This window comes from Pseudomonas sp. GP01-A4 (genome assembly GCF_058780865.1).
The window spans coordinates 1-20,398 of sequence record NZ_JBYSWF010000056.1; the positions used below are offsets into that span (position 1 = coordinate 1).

Genomic DNA, 20,398 nt, shown 5'->3' on the forward strand with positions numbered 1-20,398 from the left:
TCGCGGCGGCCCGCGGAGCCGTGCCGGAGTGCGGGCATGCCGAGCCTAGGCGAGGCACCGAGTGGTGGGGCAAAGACTTTTTGGTTACTTTTGGGGCGTTTGCCAAAAGTGACCCGCTGTAAGAGCGGAACCATAGGTGGCCGTTACCTAAATAACGGATATGTACACATACCCAGAAACAATTCCCCCCGCACTCCGCCGCTACCAAAACTGTTCCCATGACGCGCACGTAACCCCCGCCTGTGACCTTTCTCTACGGCAAGGTGCCATCACCGCAAATGCAGTTACCCGCCTACACACTTAAACTCGGAAAAATCACGCACCTTTTTCGCGCATGCATTTCCTACACTGCCCTTTCCTGGATCAGAATCCACGGCGAAACCACCACCGCCCACAAACTCGGGTCCCGCTCAACCAGGTCCAATGCCCGCGTCGCAGACACCTCGCCAAGACTCCCCGCAGCCAGCCAGGCAGCGACTTTCTCACGGTTGTCCTCAGCCATGCCCTCGGCGGCCTCGATCAAATCCAGCCCGGCGTCGACCCACAATAGGGCACCCTTGGCAAAGAACGGCTCAAGCTCCTTCCAGGAAATTTCGGCAGTTTCACCAAGCAGCTTGGCATAGAGGGTGCTAGGTTCTTGCGTCATGGGAGTTCACCTGAAGAAAAAATCGGCGCAATCATACCGTCGAGCCCCAGGCAGAAAAACCCAGTTGCAAATGAGGCACCGAACGAAAGTGTCAGGAAAGCCAAGGATTGCCCGAAACTCTGGCATCACCCCGCCGCAATTCTGTCTTTTTCTTTCATTTAAGCGACATACCCGGGTTTTGCCCCCAGCAGCCAGCTTTTCAAGCGATCAACCGGCGCTCTACACTGTACCGGTACAGTTGCCAGGCCGCTGCCGGGGGATATCCGAGATATCTGATCCGGTTCTGCAGCTCACAAGGCCGCTAGAACTATAAAAAATACAACAGTAAGAGTGGAGCACTATGAATAAGGCTACTAAGCAGATTTCCAAACTGTTTGCCGCTATGGTCCTGGCCGGGGTTGCCAGCCATTCGTTCGCAGCTGACACCATCAAGATCGGTATTGCCGGCCCTAAAACCGGCCCTGTGACCCAGTACGGCGACATGCAGTTCATGGGTGCCAAGCAGGCCATCGCCGACATCAACGCCAAGGGCGGCGTAGATGGCAAAATGCTCGAAGCCAAGGAATACGACGACGCTTGCGATCCAAAACAAGCCGTGGCCGTAGCCAACAAAGTGGTCAACGACGGCGTCAAGTTCGTGGTCGGTCACCTTTGCTCCAGCTCCACTCAGCCAGCATCCGACATCTACGAAGACGAAGGCGTGATCATGATCACCCCGGCTGCCACCAGCCCGGAAATCACGTCCCGTGGCTACAAGCTGGTCTTCCGTACCATCGGCCTGGACAGCGCCCAGGGCCCTGCCGCCGGTAACTACATCGCCGACCACGTGAAGCCGAAAGTCGTAGCCGTTATCCACGACAAACAGCAATACGGTGAAGGCATCGCCACCGCCGTTAAACAAACCCTCGAGAAGAAAGGCGTGAAAGTTGCCCTCTTCGAAGGCATCAACGCTGGCGACAAAGACTTCGGCTCGCTGATCCAGAAGCTCAAGCAAGCCAACGTCGACTTCGTCTACTACGGCGGCTACCACCCTGAGCTGGGCCTGATCCTGCGCCAAGCCAAGGAAAAAGGCGTGAACGCCAAGTTCATGGGCCCTGAAGGCGTCGGCAACGACTCCATCTCGCAAATCGCCCAGGGCGCTTCCGAAGGCCTGCTGGTTACCCTGCCGAAATCCTTCGACACCGATCCTGCCAACAAGGCAATCGTTGAAGAGTTCACCAAGAACAAGCAGGACCCAACCGGTCCGTTCGTGTTCCCGGCCTACTCGGCAGTTGAAGTGATCGCCGGCGGTATCGCTGCCGCGAAGAGCGAAGACACCGCCAAGGTGGCTGCTGCCATCCACGCCGGTACCTTCAAGACCCCGACCGGCGACCTGAGCTTCGACGCCAAGGGCGACCTGAAGGACTTCAAGTTCGTGGTCTACGAATGGCACTTCGGCAAACCAAAAACCGAAGTTTCCCCTCAGTAAGCCAGGCGTTACTGGTCAACAAGCCCACTGTGCAAGCAGTGGGCTTTGTTTTACGAGGTTTATGGGCCTGTCACCCGCGATCCGGGCGCTGGCTCACCTGAAAATCTTAAAACCGTCACCAGCGGTTCGCTGGGAAACGCTTTGTGCAACCTGATCACAGAACAGGGCACCGAGCCGGAAATTGACTCCACCAGTGAAATGCGTATCGGGTTTTTAGGAGCGCTGTAATGCCTGAGATCTATCATTTTTTCCAAACGCTGGTTAACGGCATGACCGTTGGCAGCACCTATGCCTTGATAGCCATTGGCTACACAATGGTTTACGGCATCATTGGAATGATTAACTTCGCCCATGGCGAGGTGTACATGATTGGTTCCTACGTGGCCTTCATCGCCCTTGCCGGGCTGGCCATGCTGGGTATCCACTCCCTGCCGCTGTTGATGACCGCTGCGTTCCTGGCGTCCATCGTCGTAACCAGTGCCTATGGCTACAGTATCGAACGCGTTGCGTACCGCCCCTTGCGTGGCAGCAACCGCTTGATCCCGCTGATCTCCGCGATCGGCATGTCGATTTTCCTGCAGAACACCGTATTGCTGTCCCAGGACTCCAAGGACAAATCCATTCCCAACCTGATCCCGGGGAGCATCTCCTTCGGCCCAGGCGGCGCACAGGAAGTGCTGATTTCCTATATGCAGATCCTGGTCTTCGTCGTCACCCTGGTGGCGATGCTCGGCCTGACCCTGTTCATCTCCCGCTCCCGTCTGGGGCGCGCCTGCCGGGCCTGCGCCGAAGACATCAAGATGGCCAACCTGTTGGGCATCAACACCAACAACATCATCGCCCTGACCTTCGTCATCGGTGCCGCACTGGCGGCTATCGCTGCCGTGTTGCTGAGCATGCAGTACGGCGTGATCAACCCCAACGCCGGTTTCCTGGTGGGCCTCAAGGCCTTCACCGCGGCGGTATTGGGCGGCATCGGCAGCATTCCGGGCGCGATGCTCGGCGGGCTGGTGCTGGGGGTGGCTGAAGCCTTTGGCGCCGACGTATTCGGTGACCAGTACAAGGACGTGGTGGCATTCGGTCTATTGGTTCTGGTGCTGTTGTTCCGGCCGACCGGCATTCTGGGCCGTCCGGAGGTTGAGAAAGTATGAGCAGATATCTTAAATCGGCGTTTTTCAGCGCCTTGCTGGTCTGGGCCGTGGCCTTCCCGGTACTCGGGCTCAAGCTGAGCATTGTCGGGATCAACCTCGAAGTGCATGGCACCGGTCCCGTGACGTTGACCATCATTGCCCTGTGCTCGGTGCTGATGTTCCTGCGCGTGCTGTTCACCCAACAGGTCGGTGCGCTCCTCAAGTCCAACCGTGGCCCGTTGGTATCGCCCAAGGCCAGCCAGTTCCTGACCCTGCCGCGCACCCAGCGCTACATCATCATCGGCCTGATCGTGGCCGCGTTGATCTGGCCTTTCTTCGGTTCCCGTGGTGCGGTGGATATCGCGACGCTGATCCTGATCTACGTGTTGTTGGGCCTGGGCCTGAACATTGTGGTGGGTCTGGCCGGCTTGCTCGACCTGGGCTATGTGGGCTTCTACGCGGTGGGTGCCTACACCTACGCGCTGCTCTCGCATTACCTGGGCTGGGGCTTCTGGATCTGCCTGCCACTGGCCGGCATGGCGGCGGCCACATTTGGCTTCCTGCTGGGCTTCCCGGTACTGCGCTTGCGCGGTGACTATCTGGCGATCGTGACCCTGGGCTTCGGTGAAATCATCCGTCTGTTCCTGCGTAACCTCACCGATATCACTGGCGGTCCCAATGGCATCAGCAGCATTCCCAAGCCAACGTTCTTCGGGCTGACGTTCGACCGCACCGCGGCGGAAGGCATGCAGACGTTCCACGAGTACTTCGGGATCGACTACAACCCGGTGAGCAAAGTGGTGTTCCTGTACCTGGTGGCCCTGCTGCTGGCACTGGCGGCGCTGTTCGTGATCAACCGCCTGCTGCGCATGCCGATCGGCCGTGCGTGGGAAGCGCTGCGCGAAGATGAAATCGCCTGCCGTGCACTAGGCATGAACCCGACCGTCATCAAGCTTTCGGCATTCACCCTCGGGGCAACCTTCGCCGGTTTTGCCGGCAGCTTCTTTGCCGCGCGCCAAGGTTTGGTGACGCCGGAGTCGTTCACCTTCATCGAGTCGGCAATCATCCTCGCCATCGTGGTACTGGGCGGCATGGGCTCGCAGCTCGGCGTGATCCTCGCGGCGATCGTGATGATCCTGCTGCCGGAAATGATGCGTGAATTCAGCGAATACCGCATGTTGATGTTCGGCGCCATGATGGTGCTGATGATGATCTGGCGACCTCAAGGCCTGCTGCCCATGCAACGTCCCCACATGGAGCTGCGCAAATGAGCCGCGAGATCCTGAAAGTCGAAAACTTGAGCATGCGCTTCGGCGGTTTGCTGGCGGTCAACGGCGTGGCCCTGACCGTGCAAGAGAAACAAGTCGTGGCCCTGATCGGCCCCAACGGCGCCGGCAAGACCACGGTGTTCAACTGCCTGACCGGCTTCTACAAGCCGGCTGGCGGCACCATCCTGCTGGACGGCCAGCCGATCCAGGGCCTGGCCGGCCACGAGATCGCCCGCAAGGGCGTGGTGCGGACCTTCCAGAACGTGCGGTTGTTCAAGGACATGACGGCGGTCGAGAACCTGTTGATCGCCCAGCATCGCCACCTGAACACCAACTTCTTTGCCGGCCTGTTCAAGACGCCGTCGTTCCGCAAGAGCGAGCGCGAGGCCATGGAATATGCCGCGTACTGGCTGGACAAGGTCAACCTCACCGAGTTTGCCAACCGTCCTGCCGGCACCCTGGCCTACGGTCAGCAACGGCGCCTGGAAATCGCCCGCTGCATGATGACCCGCCCGCGGATCCTCATGCTCGACGAACCGGCCGCCGGCTTGAACCCGAAGGAAACAGAAGACCTCAAGGCGCTGATCAGTGTGCTGCGTGAAGAAAACAACGCCACCGTGCTGCTGATCGAACACGACATGAAACTGGTCATGAGCATTTCCGACCATATCGTGGTGATCAACCAGGGCACGCCACTGGCCGACGGTACGCCGGAGCAGATCCGCGACAACCCGGAAGTGATCAAAGCCTATTTGGGGGAAGCGTAAAATGCTGCAATTCGAAAACGTTTCCACTTTCTACGGCAAGATCCAGGCGCTGCACAGCGTCAACGTGGAAGTGCGCCAGGGCGAAATCGTTACCCTGATCGGCGCCAACGGTGCCGGTAAATCCACGCTGCTGATGACCCTGTGCGGTTCGCCCCAGGCTCACAGCGGCAGCATCCGCTACATGGGTGAGGAGCTGGTGGGCCAGGCCTCCTCCGAGATCATGCGCAAGAGCATTGCCGTGGTTCCGGAAGGCCGCCGGGTATTTGCCCGCCTGACCGTGGAAGAGAACCTCGCCATGGGCGGGTTCTTCACCGACAAGGGCGATTACCAGGAGCAGATGGACAAGGTGCTGCACCTGTTCCCGCGGCTCAAGGAACGCTTCAGCCAGCGCGGCGGCACCATGTCCGGCGGCGAACAGCAAATGCTCGCCATCGGCCGCGCGCTGATGAGCAAGCCCAAGCTGTTGTTGCTGGACGAACCGTCCCTGGGGTTGGCGCCGATCATCATCCAGCAGATCTTCGACATCATCGAACAGCTGCGCAAGGACGGTGTGACGGTGTTCCTGGTAGAGCAGAACGCCAACCAGGCGCTGAAGATTGCCGACCGCGCCTACGTGCTGGAAAACGGCCGTGTGGTGATGCAGGGCAGCGGCGAACAACTGCTGACCGATCCGAAAGTACGTGAGGCTTATTTGGGCGGTTGATGCCCATCTGGTCAATGTATGAGCGGGCTTTTGTGGGAGCGGGCTTGCTCGCGAAGGCAGTGGATCAGCCAACTTGTTTGGTGACTGACCCACTGCCTTCGCGAGCAAGCCCGCTCCCACATTTGTTTGGTGTGAACCAAAGACTTTGGCGAAACCTGAAATTATTTTCCCCGGCTTTGTAACGAATCCCTTCCCCCTTTCTCTAGTGGTGTAAGCAGGCGAACATGCTTGCCAACTCAACCCACTGCTGGAGATACACCATGACTACCAAAACCCGCTCGCTGTCCGCCGCCACCCTCGTCCTGGCCCTGGGTTCGGCCCTGAGCCTGTCCGCCCTGACCACCACCGCCCACGCCGCCGATGACATGCAGAAATGCTTCGGTGTAGCCGAAGCCGGCAAGAACGATTGCGCCGCAGGCGCCGGCACTTCCTGCGCGGGCACCTCGAAGGTCAAGGATCAGGCCAACGCCTGGAAACTGGTCCCGGCCGGTACCTGCCTGAAAACCCGAAGCACCACCTCGCCAACCGGCTTCGGCCAGGAAGCTGCCTTCACCGCCAAGTCCTGAAACCCTGCACAGCCTGAGTACTGACGATGACGCTCTCATTCACCCACTCCATCTCCCAGGCTCAGGCGCCCGGCCTCCCCCGTCGGGCCGGGCTGGGGCTCAAGAACGAGCACTTCAGTGAAGTGCTCGAGACGTCCCCCGATATCGGTTTTTTTGAAGTCCACGCCGAAAACTATATGGTGGCCGGCGGGCCTTTCCATCACTACCTGGGCTTGATCCGCGAACAGTACCCGCTGTCGCTGCACGGTGTAGGCCTGTCCATTGGCGGCGAAGGTCCGCTGAACGACGAGCACCTGGCGCGCTTGGCCACGCTGATCGAACGCTATCAACCCCACTCCTTTTCCGAACACCTGGCCTGGTCCAGCCACGGCCCGGTGTTTCTCAATGATTTGCTGCCGCTGGCGTATGACGATGAAACCCTGAAGCGGGTGTGCGAACACATCGACCAGGTACAAACCCGCCTGCAGCGGACCATGCTGCTGGAGAACCCGTCGACCTATCTGCAATTCCAGTGCTCCACCCTGGAAGAGACCGACTTCATCAGCGAAGCGATTCGCCGCACCGGCTGCGGGCTGCTGCTGGACGTGAACAATGTGTATGTGTCGTGCATCAACCATCAGCAAGACCCGCTGAAGTACATCGAGGCCTTGCCGTTGCACGCCGTGGGCGAGATTCACCTGGCAGGGTTTGCCGAAGACACCGACAGCCTCGGCGACCGTTTGCTGATTGACGATCACGGCGCCCCCATCGACAACGCGGTATGGCAGCTCTACCAGCACGTGCTCAGCCGCACCGGGCCGGTCGCCACGCTGATCGAGCGCGACAACCAGGTGCCGGCGTTCAGCGTGCTGCACGCTGAAGCACGCGAGGCCGACCGGTTTCTGCTGGAGGTGCGTGCATGAGCCGCCAGGACGTCTTTAGCCGCGCCCTGCTGTCCCCCGAGGAAAACTGCCCGCAAGGCTTGTTCAGCCGCAACGGCGCCGATCCGGCCGGTCGTTTTGCGGTGTATCGCAACAATGTCCATAGCTCGCTGATCAACGCGCTGGCCGCCGGCTACCCGGTCACCCTGCAACTGGTGGGCGATGAGTTTTTTCGGGCGATGGCCGGTGTGTATGTCCAGGGTTTCCCGCCGACAAGCCCTCTGATCAATGAATACGGCAGCGACCTGGCGGACTTTATCCAGGGCTTCGCCCCCGCCGCCAGCGTGCCTTACCTGGCTGACGTGGCGCGCCTGGAGCGATTGCGGGTGAGGGCCTACCACGCGGCGGACGCACAGCCACTGGATCAACAGGAGGTCATCGCCACCCTGCAACAACAGTCGGACCTGGGCGAACTGCGCCTGCAACTGCATCCATCCCTGGCCACCCTGAACTCGGCCTACGCCGTGGTGGCTTTATGGGCGGCGCATCAGACCGGCGAATCCCTCGCCACCCTCGACCCCTTCCATGCCCAAAGCGCGCTGGTACTACGCAATGGCCTGCACGTGCAGGTATTTCACATCGACAGCGGCTCAGCGACGTTTATCAACAGCCTGAACAACGGTTGGCCATTGGAAATGGCCGTGGCCTACGCCCTCGATGCGGCCGCCGAATTTGACCTGCACCAATGCCTGGCCCTGCTGATCGGTCACGGCGCCATCACCCACTTGCACACAGAACCCAAGGTATCGCCATGAACACCACCGCTCCGGGGCTGATCCAACGGATCATCCAGTGCTTCGAGAAAATCCCCTACAGCCTGATCGCCTTTGTCGCACGCTTCTCTATCGCAGCGGTGTTCTGGAAATCCGGCCAGACCAAAGTGGAAGGCCTTGCCGTGGACCTGATCGGCGGGACCTTCCAACTGGGCTGGCCGCACTTGGCGCCGTCCACCCTGCCGCTGTTTCGCAGCGAATACCACGTGCCGCTGCTGTCTGCGGAAGTGGCGGCGCACATGGCTGCGTTCGCCGAGCATTTCTTCCCGGTGCTGATCCTCGTGGGGTTTGCCACGCGATTCTCGGCGCTGGCGCTGCTGGGCATGACACTGACCATCCAGCTTTTCGTCTACCCGGACGCCTACCCGACCCACGGCACCTGGATCGCATTGCTGCTGCTGTTGATGGCCAAGGGGCCGGGCAGCTTCTCGATTGATCATCTGATCGCCCGGCGCTACCGCTAAAGGCGATCGAGGGCTTCGCCGCTGCGCTTGAACCAGCCCACCAGATAATCTGCGAGTACCTGGGTGCGGCGCGGCAGGCCGCCCTGATACGGATGGACCAGGTACATCGGCATGCTGCGGGTCTGATAATCCCGCAGGAGCCAGCGCAGGCGACCGTCAGCCAATTCCGCGTGCAGCACGTAGGACGGCAAGCGCGCGATGCCCGCCCCCACCAGTGCAGCCTTCTTCAACAAGTTGTAATGGTTGGAGGCAAAGGTCCCGGATACGCGAACCCGCAGCAGCTCATGCTGCTGGTGATACAGCCACTCTTCACGACCACTGTAGTGGCTGTTCAGCAAACAGTTGTGGCCCACCAGTTCCGCCGGCGTCAGCGGCTCGCCGTGCTGTTCCAGGTAAGCCGGGCTGGCGCAGGTCATCTCGTGCCAGGCGAGCAACGGCTTGGCGACCAGACGCTCGTCGTTGGCGACCTCCGAACGTACCGCCAGGTCGAAGCCATCCCGCGCCAGGTCCCGGTACTGGTTGTTGAGTTCCAACTCGATCTGCACCTGTGGGTACTCCCGGGAAAACTCCAGCAACAGACCGTCGAAGAAGGTTTCGCCCAGGGACACCGGAACCGTCATACGCACCGGGCCGACGAGATCATCCTTGAGCCTGGCCAACGCCTGACGTGCCCGCTCCACCTGGACCACCAACGCCTGGGCTTGCGGCAACAGCGCCGCACCCGCCGCCGTCAGGCTCAGGCGGCGGGTGGTGCGATGCAACAACACCACCGAAAACTGCGCTTCCAACTGGCTGATGCGCTTGGACAGTTGCCCTTTACTGCAGCCCAGTTGCTGGGCCGCCAAGGTAAAGCTGCCGGCTTCGATCAACACGGCAAACGCGGCGAGGTCATCCATTTCGCTCATGGATTGTTTCCAATTGAAAACCAAAGGTTGCCTATTAGTGCACTTATCCGCGCAAAAAATCACTCTAGACTGAAACCTCACCTACACATCTGGAGGAAGGCACGATGAAAATCCTGTTGATTGGCGCAAGCGGTACCGTGGGTTCGGCGGTGAAGGCAGAACTGTCCCAACGGCATGAAGTGATCAGCATCGGTCGCAAAAGTGGCGACTTCCAGGTCGATATCAGCGACAGCGCCTCGATCCGCAAACTGTTCGAACAGACCGGCAAATTCGACGCACTGATCTGCGCCGCCGGCAGCGTCAACTTCGTGCCCCTGGGCGACATGAGCGAAACCGATTTTGACCTGGGCCTGCAAGACAAGCTGATGGGCCAGGTCAACCTGCTGCTGATTGGCCGCGAGTTCGCCAATGACGGCGCGTCGTTCACCTTCACCAGCGGCATTCTCAACCGCGATCCGATTCGCACCGGTGCTTCGGCTGCCCTGGTCAACGGCGCGCTGGATGCATTCGTGAAAGCCGCTGCGATCGAACTGCCCCGCGGCCTGCGCATCAACTCGGTCAGCCCTACCGTCCTGCTGGAAGCCATGGGCAGCTACGCGCCGTACTTCCGTGGGTACAAACCGGCTCCGGGTGCAGAAGTGGCGTTGGCCTACGCGAAAAGCGTGGAAGGCTTGCAGACCGGGCAGACGTTTATCGTAGGCTGACCAGCCTGAAAAGCCGTCACCGTTGAACCCAGGGCATCCATTTACGGAGCATGTCCTGGGGGACGGAAAACTGTATTTCTCGTGTGTTCAGCACACCCATGACAGTGGCGCCATCACTCACGTTGTAGCCGTCTACGTATGTCGAAACCTGCTTGTTGTAAGCCAGTAACGTAATTGCAGCCGTGCGGGCCCTGGCCTCCGGGCTCAGCGTGACATTGACCGAAATAAAGTCCGGGCTACTGTCAGGCGTCCTCTTCACGGTGATCGAGATCTCGGTAAAGTCAGTGGCAGAGGAGTACTCCAGCCGCGCCGGTTCACTGCCCAGTGCAGAACCCGTCACCAGTAACAGCCCCCACAGATTCCATCGAATAGTCATCGCGGCTTTCCGAATAAAAGAGAAAGACGTTCCCATGACCGTTCACATCCCTCTATAGGAAAAGTCCCAGCAGGGATGATCGCCCCCGGCACACCTTATTCAACCTGTGTCCCGGGCTTGTGATGCACCGCCAGCCTGCGTAACGTGGCGGCACTTATCAGGAGACCCGATGATGCGTGCCGCCCGTACCCTAGCCTTGTTTGCCCTGCTGCCCCTGTTCGCCGCCTGCCAGATGTTCGATAACGAGCCGGCCAAGCCCTCTCTCGCCGGGATGACCCGCATGCAGGGCGAGTTGACGGCCCAGGGTGACAAACTGCTGTTCCAGCCCTGCAACGACAAACGCAACTACGTGGTCAACGACACCGGTGGCACCAGCATCCTGCAGGAGGCCGCCTCCCTGGCCGGCCAGCAAGGCGCACTGTTTGCCGACCTGCGTGGCAAGTTCTCCGGCGTCGCCAGCGGCACCCAGGGCACGGTGGACCTGCAACAGGTGTACCGCGTCGAGCGCTCGACCTCGGCCTGTGATGACCCGGACTTCAAGCGCATGATCCTGCGGGCCAACGGCCACAAACCGGCCTGGGCGATGAACGTCACCGCCAAGGGCATGGTGCTGGAGCGTGAAGGCCAGCCACCATTGGCCGTGCCGTATGTGGAAGAGCAATCGGGCGACGGACGGTTCAACCTGATGACCGAAGCGAATAACCAGCACATCGAACTGTGGGTAGCCCCGCAACGCTGTGTCGACAGCGCCAGCGGCAGCCTGCAGCACATGTCCGCCGAGCTTCGGGTCAACGGCCAGGTGCAACGCGGTTGCGCGTCGTTCGGCGGTTCGCGAGACGACTGATTGCGCCCTGCGCTGTTTTAGCATGACGGGAAACCGCTGTTGGGGCTTATAATCGCCGGTTTGCAAAACAGCCGGCCTCTTTGCCCGCCGCCTACCGGATTCCTGTCATGTTACGAATCACCGAACTCAAGCTGCCCATCGACCATCCCGAAGAAGACCTGCGGCCTGCCATTGTGCAACGCCTGGGCATCGCCAGTGATGACCTGCTCGATTTCACCCTGTTCAAACGCAGCTACGACGCCCGCAAGAAATCGTCGGAGCTGTGCTTCATCTACACCATCGACCTGGAAGTCAAAGGCGAGGCGGCCCTGCTGCTCAAGTTCGCCGATGACCGCAACGTCAATCCGGCGCCGGACATCAGCTACAAGGTCGTGGGCCATGCGCCGGAAGGCCTGACCGAGCGGCCGATCGTCGTCGGTTTTGGCCCGTGCGGGATCTTCGCCGGGCTGTTGCTGGCACAGATGGGTTTCAAGCCGATCATCCTCGAGCGCGGCCGCGAAGTGCGCCAGCGCACCAAGGACACCTGGGGCCTTTGGCGCAAGAATGTGCTGAACCCGGAATCCAACGTGCAGTTCGGTGAAGGCGGCGCCGGGACCTTCTCCGACGGCAAGCTCTACAGCCAGATCAAGGACCCGAAATTCCACGGTCGCAAGGTGCTGCACGAGTTCGTCAACGCCGGTGCGCCAGATGAAATCCTCTACGTCAGCAAGCCGCACATCGGTACGTTTCGCCTGACCGGCGTCGTGGAAAACATGCGCCAGCAGATCATCGCCCTGGGCGGTGAAGTGCGCTTCGAGCAGCGGGTCACCGACGTGCTGATCGAAGACGGCCAGTTGAATGGCGTGGTGGTGGATGGCGGCGAGCAGATCCTGTCCAAGCACGTAATCCTGGCCCTCGGCCACAGCGCCCGCGATACCTTCCGCATGCTGCATGGTCGTGGCGTGTACATGGAAGCCAAGCCGTTCTCGGTGGGTTTCCGTATCGAACACCCGCAGTCGCTGATCGACGCAGCACGCCTGGGCAAGTACGCCGGCCACCCGAAACTCGGGGCCGCCGATTACAAACTGGTGCACCACGCCAAGAACGGCCGTTCGGTGTACAGCTTCTGCATGTGCCCGGGCGGTACCGTGGTCGCGGCGACATCAGAGCCGAACCGCGTAGTAACCAACGGCATGAGCCAGTACTCGCGTAACGAACGCAACGCCAACTCCGGGATCGTGGTGGGCATCACCCCGGAAGTGGATTACCCGGGCGGCCCGCTGGCCGGGATCGAGTTGCAGGAACGCCTGGAATCCCACGCGTTCATCCTCGGCGGCAGCAACTACGAAGCACCGGCGCAGCTGGTGGGTGATTTCATCGCCGGCAAGCCGTCCACCGCCATCGGTACCGTGGAGCCATCCTACAAGCCCGGCGTAGCCCTGGGTGACCTGGCGCTGGCGTTGCCGGAGTTTGCCATCGAAGCCATCCGCGAAGCGTTGCCGGCGTTCGAGAAGCAGATCAAGGGCTACTCGCTGCACGACGCGGTCCTGACCGGGATCGAGACCCGCACTTCTTCGCCGCTGCGGATTACCCGTAACGAGTCGATGCAGAGCCTGAACGTGAAAGGCCTGTTCCCGGCGGGCGAAGGTGCCGGTTATGCCGGTGGGATTTTGTCGGCGGGTGTCGACGGGATTCGGATTGCCGAGGCGCTGGCGCGGGATATGTTGGGCCTGGAGGCTTAACCACTGCGCTGAAAACGCAGCAGATTAAATGTGGGAGCGGGCTTGCTCGCGAATGCGGTGGATCAGCCGAATCATGTATTGGCTGACACTCCGCATTCGCGAGCAAGCCCGCTCCCACATTGATAATGCGGTGTTTCAAATATTGGCGCGCAGGATGCTTTCCGGCAACGGTTGCCCCCGCTCGACACTCGCCGCAACGGCCGCAATCAAACCCTCCAACTCATACCCCTGCCCTGCAAGCCAGGCCTGATCGTAATAGGTCGTGGCATAGCGCTCACCGCCGTCGCACAAGATCGCCACGATCGAGCCCGACTCCCCTGCCGCCTTCATCTGCTGCGCCGCGATCAACGCACCGATCAGGTTGGTGCCACTTGAGCCGCCTACTCGCCTCCCCAAGCGCTGCGCCAGGTAATGCATGGCCGCCAGGGACAGTGCATCCGGCACCTTGACCATCGCATCAATCACTTTCGGCAGGAACGACGCCTCAACCCGTGGCCGGCCAATACCTTCGATGCGCGAACCACAGTCCAGGCGCAGGCTGGCGTCGCCGCTCAGGTAGTAGTCGAAAAACACCGAACGCTCCGCGTCAGCGCACAACACTCGGGTGCAGTGCTGGCGATAACGCACATAACGCCCCAACGTCGCCGTGGTGCCACCCGTGCCGGGGCTGGAAATCAGCCAACTCGGCTCCGGATAACGCTCAAAGCGCAGTTGCTGGAAGATCGATTCAGCGATGTTGTTGTTCGCGCGCCAGTCAGTGGCACGTTCGGCATAGGTGAACTGGTCCATGAAATGGCCACCGCTTTCCTGCGCCAGGCGCTCGGATTCGGCGTAGATCTGCGTCGGATCCTGCACCAGATGGCTCTTGCCCCCGTAGAACGCGATCTGCGCAATCTTTTCCTGGGAAGTGGTGGCCGGCATCACCGCAATAAACGGCAAGCCCAACAGCCTGGCGAAGTACGCCTCGGAAATCGCCGTGGAACCGCTGGAGGCTTCGATCACCGGTGCACCGGGCTTGAGCCAGCCGTTGCACAACGCATAGAGGAACAACGAACGCGCCAACCGATGTTTCAGGCTGCCGGTGGGATGGCTGGACTCATCCTTGAAATACAACTCGATACCCGGCAAACCCTGCATTGGCAAGGGGATCAGGTGGGTGTCGGCGCTGCGCTGGAAGTCCGCTTCAATAATGCGAATGGCTTCGCGGGCCCATTGGCGGTTGTCGCTCATGATCGGTTTCTCTAAGGATTTCAGACCTGATCTTAGGATGTTTCCTACACTCCACACAGATACAGTCATGACTCAATTGGACACACAATTTTCGGGGTCTGGCGCGCAAGTGATCAGACCGATTCCTTATAACAAATAAGAATATAACTTTTGTTTTAACAACTAACGGTACGGGTTAGGGTACCCACCTATTGAACTTTGATTGGAGAGCATCCCTTGCCTCTGCGTAGCACTTTCACCCGTTTCTTCCAGCTGGAAGCCGCCAGCGGTCTGCTCCTGATCGCTGCTGCCGCTTTGGCGCTGATCATCAACAACTCACCGCTGTCGCACCTCTACGCGAGTTTTCTCGACGTGCCGGTGGTCGCACAAATCGGCGCCCTGAAAATCGCCAAGCCGGCGCTGCTGTGGATCAACGACGGCCTGATGGCCCTGTTCTTCCTGCTGATCGGCCTTGAGGTCAAACGCGAGTTGCTCGACGGCCAACTGTCCAAGCCTTCGCAAGTGGTACTGCCGGGAGCGGCAGCCATCGGCGGCATGGTCGTGCCGGCGCTGATCTATTGGGCGCTGAACAAGGACAACCCGGCCGCCCTGGGTGGCTGGGCAATCCCCATGGCCACCGACATTGCCTTCGCCCTGGGCGTATTGGCCCTGCTGGGCAAGCGCGTGCCGGTTTCGCTGAAGTTGTTTCTGATGACCCTGGCCATCATCGACGACCTTGGCGCGATCATCGTCATTGCACTCTTCTACTCCGCCGACCTGTCCGGCGCCTCGTTGGCCGGTGCAGCAGCGTGCCTGATCGCCTTGATTGCGATGAACCGGCTGGGTGTCGTCAAGCTGGGGCCCTACATGATTGTCGGGCTGATCCTGTGGGTCTGCGTGCTCAAGAGCGGCGTACACGCCACCCTCGCGGGCGTTACATTGGCGTTCTGCATCCCGCTGCGCACCAAAAACGCCGAGCCATCGCCGCTGCTGACCCTGGAACACGCCCTGCATCCCTGGGTGGCCTACGCGATCCTGCCGCTGTTTGCCTTTGCGAATGCCGGCGTCTCGCTGGCTGGCGTCAACCTCGAAAGCTTCACCCACCACGTGCCAATGGGCATCGCCGCCGGCCTGCTGCTGGGCAAGACCGTTGGCGTACTGGGTTTCACCTGGGTCATGGTAAAAACCGGCCTTGCCGCACTGCCCGCCGGCGCCAACTGGGGCCAGGTGCTCGGCGTGGCGGTCCTGTGCGGCATCGGCTTCACCATGAGCCTGTTTGTCGGCTCCCTGGCGTTTGTGCCGGGCAGCAGTGAATACGCGGGTATGGACCGGATGGGCATCCTGACCGGGTCGATACTGGCGGCGCTGATCGGGTATGCAGTGACGGCGATGGCCAGTCGCAAGCAGGCGCTCGTTCAGGAGTAACCGCTTTTGGAGCCGGCTCGCCGGCTCCAACCTCCTCTAGGCCCATTCGGCGCCATCTCACAGAACCGTCCTACATCCACCCTCCGCTGCTTGCCATAACGTCATGCTCCCGGCTCCAACGCTGGATGTCGTTAGGCAACACGCCAGGAGGGCACGATGGCAAACAACAAGGATATACCCCAAGTCTGGCGATGCTACGGGACCGGCACGGGCGGTTACCGACGGCTCGAGAACATGAACGAGCGCGAGTTGGCTGAGCGTGAGGCCAGGCAGCAAGCATATGAAGCCATGCTTGCCCGCCAGGAAGCCTACGAGGCCAGGCGTAAAGTGGAGCCGCCGCCAACGCCATTGCCCATGGTCGGCTGCGTATTCGCAAAGTCCTGCAATCTGCCGGACGCCCTCATCGACTACAACAATCCGTCCGGTTACTTACCGCTTGATCGCATAGGGGACTATGGCGAACACGTGCTGCTTGGTGGCCGTGAAACCGACAGTGAGGGGCTACTGCCACTCAAGAAGATCAGCGGCAGCGCCCTCCCGGCCGGGCTCGGAACATTGGCACTGGGCGGTTCCGCGATCGGCGGGGCATCAAGCGTCGCAGCCGGTGCTGGAACAGTCGCCGCAGGCCTGATGCTTGGGATTGCAGCACTTATCTGGCCCTCCAGCTTGGGCGACAGCGCGCTCTACAGCGACCGTCAACTGCGCTCAATGCCACGAGCGCGTACACGGGTTCGCCTGCACGTCGAGCAATTAGCTAACGGCACCCTCAAGGGATACGCCTTCTACACAGGGAAAAATCGCGACTGGGAAATGATCGATGTCGTGAAGTTTGGGCTGCGAGGCACACATCAGGTCGCGGACTTGGGCGACGGGATTGAGCTGATCTGGACGCCTGCCATCGATCCCGCTGGCACCCTCGGTATTCCTGCGCTGGAAGCTGCGCCGCAGGCACCGCAAATCTGGGTGTACCCACCGACCGAGAAGGCCGCTAGCATCATCGTTGACCCGATTTACCCGCCGGAATACAGGGATTTCATTCTGGTGTTTCCGGTGGATTCGGGCATTCGGCCTCTGTATATCGTTGTAAGCCTGAAGTATGAGGACGCCCCCTATCACGGAAAAAAAGATAGCTCTGTCAAAAGCAAAAAGCCGACTAACGGCTTAGATGCTCTTAACAACTCAGTGGAGCTGAATCCGCCAAATTCACGTAGACGAATAGGTATTGACCCACACACAAACGAGTTTGTGGTGATTGATCGCACCTCAGAAGGTCTTTACCACGGTCATGTGAGGCGGTGGAGTGAGTTAAGACAAGAGATGAAAAACGCTTTAATAAAAGCGAATAAAACAGATCGAAAAGGAAAAATTCTAGGAGCTGAAAAATGAGTATGCGTTATCACGACCCGTCTTTGAGCCACGATGAAGCTATAAGCCTTCTAGCCACCAACGACCTAAACAAGATCACAGAAGCCCTGATATCCATTGGCCTCAACGAGACAGACGCTACGTGGGCACAAGAAACCTGCCTCCGGTATGTGAGCAATGATGACGAGAACATCGCGTCAGCTGCCATCATTGCGATAGGCCACATCGCGCGACGCTTCGGTGAGCTTGACATGGCGAAAATTTCGCCAGCACTGCAACAAGCAAAAACAAAATCACCGTTTCTGAGTGGTGCCGTACAAGACACCCTTGACGATATTCATATGTTCACCTGATCCCGCAAAACATACGTCCAACAAAAAACCCCAACCGGCCACCCGGTTGGGGTTTTTCTTTTCCTGCAACCTTACCCTTAGCGAGTAACGCGGCTGGTTCCGTCCACCGTCATGATGCGGACGCGGTCGCCGATGCGGAAGATTTCGTTCTCTTGAACCGCCTGGACGTAGGCGCGCATGCTGCCATCATCTTCGCGGACGGTGATTTCAACACCCTGGGTGCGGGTCAGGCCTTCCTCGGTGGCCGAGCCCAGCAGGCCGCCGGCGACTGCGCCGATAACGGCGGTCACGATGCTGCCACGGCCGCCGCCGATGGCGCTGCCGCCAACGCCGCCGATGACTGCGCCCGCAGCGCCGCCGATTGGGGTCTTGGTGCCTTCGATTTTCACCGGACGCAGGGATTCGATGGTGCCCATGCGAACAGTCTGTACACGACGAGCTTCGTCACGGGAGTACGAGTCGCCGGTCAGACTCGAGGCGCAGCCACCCAGCAGCAGCGACAGGGTGGTAAAGCAGGCAACTAGTAAAACGGACTTACGCATAGCATCAACTCCAAAGGACAGGTATCCATTAAACCGCTGTGGCTTGCCGCCTGTCACGGCATGCCGGGCAGAAAATTGTTTTCATTCAGCCTTAGTACAGAGAACCTGTACCGAAAAACTCGACGAACGGTAGCGTTCCCACCTCCCTCAGGATCTTGATGGACGCTGTCATCATTGTAGCTAACGGCCGCATAACGCAGCGCAGCGCTACCCATCCAAGGCCTCTGACTAGAGACTTCGGCGTGCAGCGCTACATTCAGGCGAGGTGACGAAAGGTGGGCTCAGGGCGCCAGGCGCTCACGGGTCCAGTCGGCCCCCTGCAAGCGGAAGTTCAAGCGGTCGTGCAAACGACTCGCGCGGCCTTGCCAGAACTCGATGCGCTCCGGCAGCAGGCGGTAACCACCCCAGTGTTCGGGGCAATCAGGCTGGGTATCGCTGAAGCGTTGTTCGGTGGCCTTGAGCAGCGCCTGCAACTCTTCGCGGTCCCTGATTACCCGGCTTTGCGGTGAAGCCCAGGCACCCAGGCGGCTACCCAGGGGACGGACCTGGAAGTAAGCATCCGACTCCTCCGGCGAGACCTTGACCACCCGACCTTCGATGCGCACCTGGCGCTCCAGGGTCGGCCAGAAGAAGGTCATGGCGGCAAACGGTCGCGCCGCGAGTTGTTCGCCCTTGGCGCTCTGATAATTGGTGAAGAAGGTAAAGCCCTGTGTATCCAGGCCTTTGAGCAGCAGGATCCGGCAGTGCGGGCGACCGTCCTGGTCCACCGTAGCCAGGGTCATGGCATTGGCCTCCACCGGTGGCTGTTCGGTTTTCACCGCGTCGGCGAACCACTGGTGGAACAAGGCAAACGGTTCATCCGGGGCCTGGGCCTCGCTCAAACCGTCCCGTGTGTAGTCACGGCGCATATCGGCCAGTGCCTGGGTCATGCGGCTTTATCCTTCTTGCTCAAATAATCAGTTCTTCGCCTGGTCGTTGGTAGCAGCTGGAGCGGCGGCCTTGGCAGGTGCTGGCTTTTTAGCAGCAGGCTTGGCCGGGGTCTTTTTGGCAGCCGGCTTGGCGGCAGCTTTCTTGGCGACGGTTTTTTTCGCCGGAGCAGCAGCTTTTTTGACCGGAGCAGCGGCTGGAGCAGGAACGTCCTGCACAGCGACCATTTCAGCCTTCGGCGGGTTGGCCGAATTGTACTTGCTCAACAGGGCCAGCATGGTGGTGCGCTGGGTGAACATGATTTCCATGCGACGGTTCAGGGCGCGGCCCTGGTTGCTGTCGTTGGCGGCACGCGGCATCAGGTCACCCATGCCACGCAGCATCAGGCGGTCCTGCTTCAGGCCGCTGAGGCTGAAGATCGAAGCGATGGACTGTGCACGTTCCTTGGTCAGGGCCTGGCTCACCGGCTCGGCACCCGAGGTATCTACATGGCCCAGGACCAGTACGGCAGTTTTCGGATCGCCTTCAACGGCCTTGGCAACACGGGTGAACGGACCCAGGGTCACGGGCAGCAACATCGCCGGGCGTTTCGGGTTGTAGGAGCCGTCAACCGGAGCAATCACCACCAATACGTTGTCGCGGCGTTCCAGTTGCAGGTTGCTGTCCTTGATCGCGAGACGCAGGCGTGGCTCGTAGTCGTCCAGCCAGGCCTGGGTGATTTTTGGATCAGGCATCGGGATGTTGGCGACGTCGACCTTGGCCAATGGCTTTGGCTTGCTTTCGAACGGCCACCACCATTTGGTATCGGTATCCGTCTTGGCAACGGCAGGTGCAGCGGCTGGTGCATCAGCCGGGGCGCCGGAGGCAGGCGTTGCCGCCTTGAGGTCGGCCTTCAGGTCTGCCTTGGCGTCGTCGGCTTTCGACGAGAACGGCCACCAGCTCGAGCCGGTATCCGCCTTCGCAACCGGTGCAGGTGCAGGTGCAGCAGCCGGTGCTACCGGCGCTGGCGCCTTGGCCGCGACCGCCGGCTTGGCATCCGGTTTGGTGTCGGCCTGGCTCACTGCGTCCTTGGTAGCAGCCTTATCGGAGCCAAATGACCACCAATGCCCGCCCTCGGCATCATTTTGTGGGGTTTGTGCACAGCCAGTAATAGTGAGGCATAGCGCCAGTGCCAAGGACTTGTTCGATAACATGAGATATCCACAAAATGAGAAAAAACCAGGGGCCTGAATGACCCGTTAAACAGACGCTTTTGGAACATTAAAGTTACAACATTTTGCCTAGCGTCTTTTTGTATGTGCCTTTGTAACAAAAAAACGCAA

The 20,398-nt window shown here is 60.2% G+C and carries 23 protein-coding genes; 16 read left to right on the forward strand and 7 right to left on the reverse strand.

Annotation, left to right across the window (positions count from 1 at the left end; translation table 11 throughout):
• Positions 1-343 precede the first annotated feature (343 nt).
• Positions 344-646, reverse strand: a complete 303-nt coding sequence (locus AC3WKX_RS25605; RefSeq protein ID WP_003211652.1) for a DUF2288 domain-containing protein — start codon at positions 644-646, stop codon at positions 344-346.
• Between the two features lie 340 nt (positions 647-986).
• Between AC3WKX_RS25605 and AC3WKX_RS25610 the strand changes: the two genes are divergently transcribed.
• From AC3WKX_RS25610 to AC3WKX_RS25655, 10 genes are all read left to right on the forward strand, one after another.
• Positions 987-2,114, forward strand: a complete 1,128-nt coding sequence (locus AC3WKX_RS25610; protein WP_003211654.1) for a branched-chain amino acid ABC transporter substrate-binding protein — start codon at positions 987-989, stop codon at positions 2,112-2,114.
• 45 nt (positions 2,115-2,159) lie between these two features.
• Positions 2,160-2,342, forward strand: a complete 183-nt coding sequence (locus tag AC3WKX_RS25615; protein WP_102606391.1) for a hypothetical protein — start codon at positions 2,160-2,162, stop codon at positions 2,340-2,342.
• A complete protein-coding gene (livH, locus tag AC3WKX_RS25620; protein WP_003211659.1) occupies positions 2,342-3,265 on the forward strand; it encodes a high-affinity branched-chain amino acid ABC transporter permease LivH in 924 nt (307 codons plus the stop codon). The genes AC3WKX_RS25615 and livH overlap by 1 nt, the downstream gene beginning before the upstream one ends.
• On the forward strand, positions 3,262-4,515 hold the full coding sequence (locus AC3WKX_RS25625) for a high-affinity branched-chain amino acid ABC transporter permease LivM (RefSeq protein WP_102606392.1): 1,254 nt from the start codon (positions 3,262-3,264) through the stop codon (positions 4,513-4,515). The genes livH and AC3WKX_RS25625 overlap by 4 nt, the downstream gene beginning before the upstream one ends.
• Positions 4,512-5,279 (forward strand): high-affinity branched-chain amino acid ABC transporter ATP-binding protein LivG, encoded by a 768-nt coding sequence (gene livG, locus AC3WKX_RS25630; RefSeq protein WP_003211663.1) that lies wholly within the window; start codon positions 4,512-4,514, stop codon positions 5,277-5,279. The genes AC3WKX_RS25625 and livG overlap by 4 nt, the downstream gene beginning before the upstream one ends.
• Before the next feature lies 1 nt (position 5,280).
• Positions 5,281-5,982 (forward strand): ABC transporter ATP-binding protein, encoded by a 702-nt coding sequence (locus AC3WKX_RS25635; RefSeq protein ID WP_003211664.1) that lies wholly within the window; start codon positions 5,281-5,283, stop codon positions 5,980-5,982.
• Positions 5,983-6,242: 260 nt separating this feature from the next.
• Positions 6,243-6,548, forward strand: coding sequence for a BufA1 family periplasmic bufferin-type metallophore (locus AC3WKX_RS25640; protein WP_102606393.1), 306 nt, complete (start codon positions 6,243-6,245; stop codon positions 6,546-6,548).
• A 26-nt stretch (positions 6,549-6,574) separates the two neighbouring features.
• A complete protein-coding gene (gene bufB / locus AC3WKX_RS25645; RefSeq protein WP_003211668.1) occupies positions 6,575-7,450 on the forward strand; it encodes an MNIO family bufferin maturase in 876 nt (291 codons plus the stop codon).
• Complete coding sequence (locus AC3WKX_RS25650; RefSeq protein ID WP_003211670.1) at positions 7,447-8,223, forward strand: HvfC/BufC N-terminal domain-containing protein; 777 nt, start codon at positions 7,447-7,449, stop codon at positions 8,221-8,223. Before bufB ends, AC3WKX_RS25650 begins: the two co-directional genes overlap by 4 nt.
• Positions 8,220-8,705 (forward strand): DoxX family protein, encoded by a 486-nt coding sequence (locus AC3WKX_RS25655; RefSeq protein WP_003211673.1) that lies wholly within the window; start codon positions 8,220-8,222, stop codon positions 8,703-8,705. The genes AC3WKX_RS25650 and AC3WKX_RS25655 overlap by 4 nt, the downstream gene beginning before the upstream one ends.
• Here the strand turns inward: AC3WKX_RS25655 and AC3WKX_RS25660 are convergent.
• Positions 8,702-9,610 (reverse strand): LysR family transcriptional regulator, encoded by a 909-nt coding sequence (locus tag AC3WKX_RS25660; protein WP_003211675.1) that lies wholly within the window; start codon positions 9,608-9,610, stop codon positions 8,702-8,704. The two genes, AC3WKX_RS25655 and AC3WKX_RS25660, sit on opposite strands and share 4 nt — an antisense overlap.
• A gap of 104 nt (positions 9,611-9,714) precedes the next feature.
• Here AC3WKX_RS25660 and AC3WKX_RS25665 point away from each other — a divergent pair, with 104 nt between their 5' ends.
• Positions 9,715-10,314, forward strand: a complete 600-nt coding sequence (locus tag AC3WKX_RS25665) for a short chain dehydrogenase (RefSeq protein ID WP_003211677.1) — start codon at positions 9,715-9,717, stop codon at positions 10,312-10,314.
• A gap of 16 nt (positions 10,315-10,330) precedes the next feature.
• Here AC3WKX_RS25665 and AC3WKX_RS25670 read toward each other — a convergent pair whose 3' ends face one another.
• A complete protein-coding gene (locus tag AC3WKX_RS25670; RefSeq protein ID WP_008432073.1) occupies positions 10,331-10,726 on the reverse strand; it encodes a hypothetical protein in 396 nt (131 codons plus the stop codon).
• Positions 10,727-10,862: 136 nt separating this feature from the next.
• On the opposite strand from AC3WKX_RS25670, the gene AC3WKX_RS25675 reads away from it, so the two are divergent.
• Positions 10,863-11,534, forward strand: coding sequence for a COG3650 family protein (locus tag AC3WKX_RS25675; protein ID WP_003211681.1), 672 nt, complete (start codon positions 10,863-10,865; stop codon positions 11,532-11,534).
• Between the two features lie 107 nt (positions 11,535-11,641).
• On the forward strand, positions 11,642-13,255 hold the full coding sequence (locus AC3WKX_RS25680) for an NAD(P)/FAD-dependent oxidoreductase (protein WP_102606394.1): 1,614 nt from the start codon (positions 11,642-11,644) through the stop codon (positions 13,253-13,255).
• Between the two features lie 135 nt (positions 13,256-13,390).
• Here AC3WKX_RS25680 and AC3WKX_RS25685 read toward each other — a convergent pair whose 3' ends face one another.
• Entirely contained in the window at positions 13,391-14,488 is a 1,098-nt protein-coding gene (locus tag AC3WKX_RS25685) for a PLP-dependent cysteine synthase family protein (RefSeq protein ID WP_173406096.1), read from the reverse strand.
• 213 nt (positions 14,489-14,701) lie between these two features.
• On the opposite strand from AC3WKX_RS25685, the gene nhaA reads away from it, so the two are divergent.
• From nhaA to AC3WKX_RS25700, 3 genes are all read left to right on the forward strand, one after another.
• Positions 14,702-15,889 carry a Na+/H+ antiporter NhaA gene (gene nhaA, locus AC3WKX_RS25690; protein ID WP_102606294.1) on the forward strand — a complete coding sequence of 396 codons (1,188 nt, stop codon included), beginning with the start codon at positions 14,702-14,704 and terminating at the stop codon, positions 15,887-15,889.
• Positions 15,890-16,045: 156 nt separating this feature from the next.
• Complete coding sequence (locus AC3WKX_RS25695; RefSeq protein WP_003211689.1) at positions 16,046-17,275, forward strand: S-type pyocin domain-containing protein; 1,230 nt, start codon at positions 16,046-16,048, stop codon at positions 17,273-17,275.
• Positions 17,272-17,607 carry a hypothetical protein gene (locus AC3WKX_RS25700; RefSeq protein ID WP_102368250.1) on the forward strand — a complete coding sequence of 112 codons (336 nt, stop codon included), beginning with the start codon at positions 17,272-17,274 and terminating at the stop codon, positions 17,605-17,607. The genes AC3WKX_RS25695 and AC3WKX_RS25700 overlap by 4 nt, the downstream gene beginning before the upstream one ends.
• A gap of 77 nt (positions 17,608-17,684) precedes the next feature.
• Here AC3WKX_RS25700 and AC3WKX_RS25705 read toward each other — a convergent pair whose 3' ends face one another.
• The 3 genes from AC3WKX_RS25705 to AC3WKX_RS25715 form a co-directional block, all read right to left on the reverse strand.
• Positions 17,685-18,149: an outer membrane lipoprotein gene (locus tag AC3WKX_RS25705; RefSeq protein ID WP_003189251.1), complete on the reverse strand. Its 465-nt coding sequence runs from the start codon at positions 18,147-18,149 to the stop codon at positions 17,685-17,687.
• A 281-nt stretch (positions 18,150-18,430) separates the two neighbouring features.
• Positions 18,431-19,078 (reverse strand): pyridoxamine 5'-phosphate oxidase, encoded by a 648-nt coding sequence (gene pdxH, locus AC3WKX_RS25710; RefSeq protein WP_003211693.1) that lies wholly within the window; start codon positions 19,076-19,078, stop codon positions 18,431-18,433.
• Positions 19,079-19,105: 27 nt separating this feature from the next.
• Positions 19,106-20,269 carry an OmpA family protein gene (locus AC3WKX_RS25715; protein WP_102606295.1) on the reverse strand — a complete coding sequence of 388 codons (1,164 nt, stop codon included), beginning with the start codon at positions 20,267-20,269 and terminating at the stop codon, positions 19,106-19,108.
• Positions 20,270-20,398: the final 129 nt, after the last annotated feature.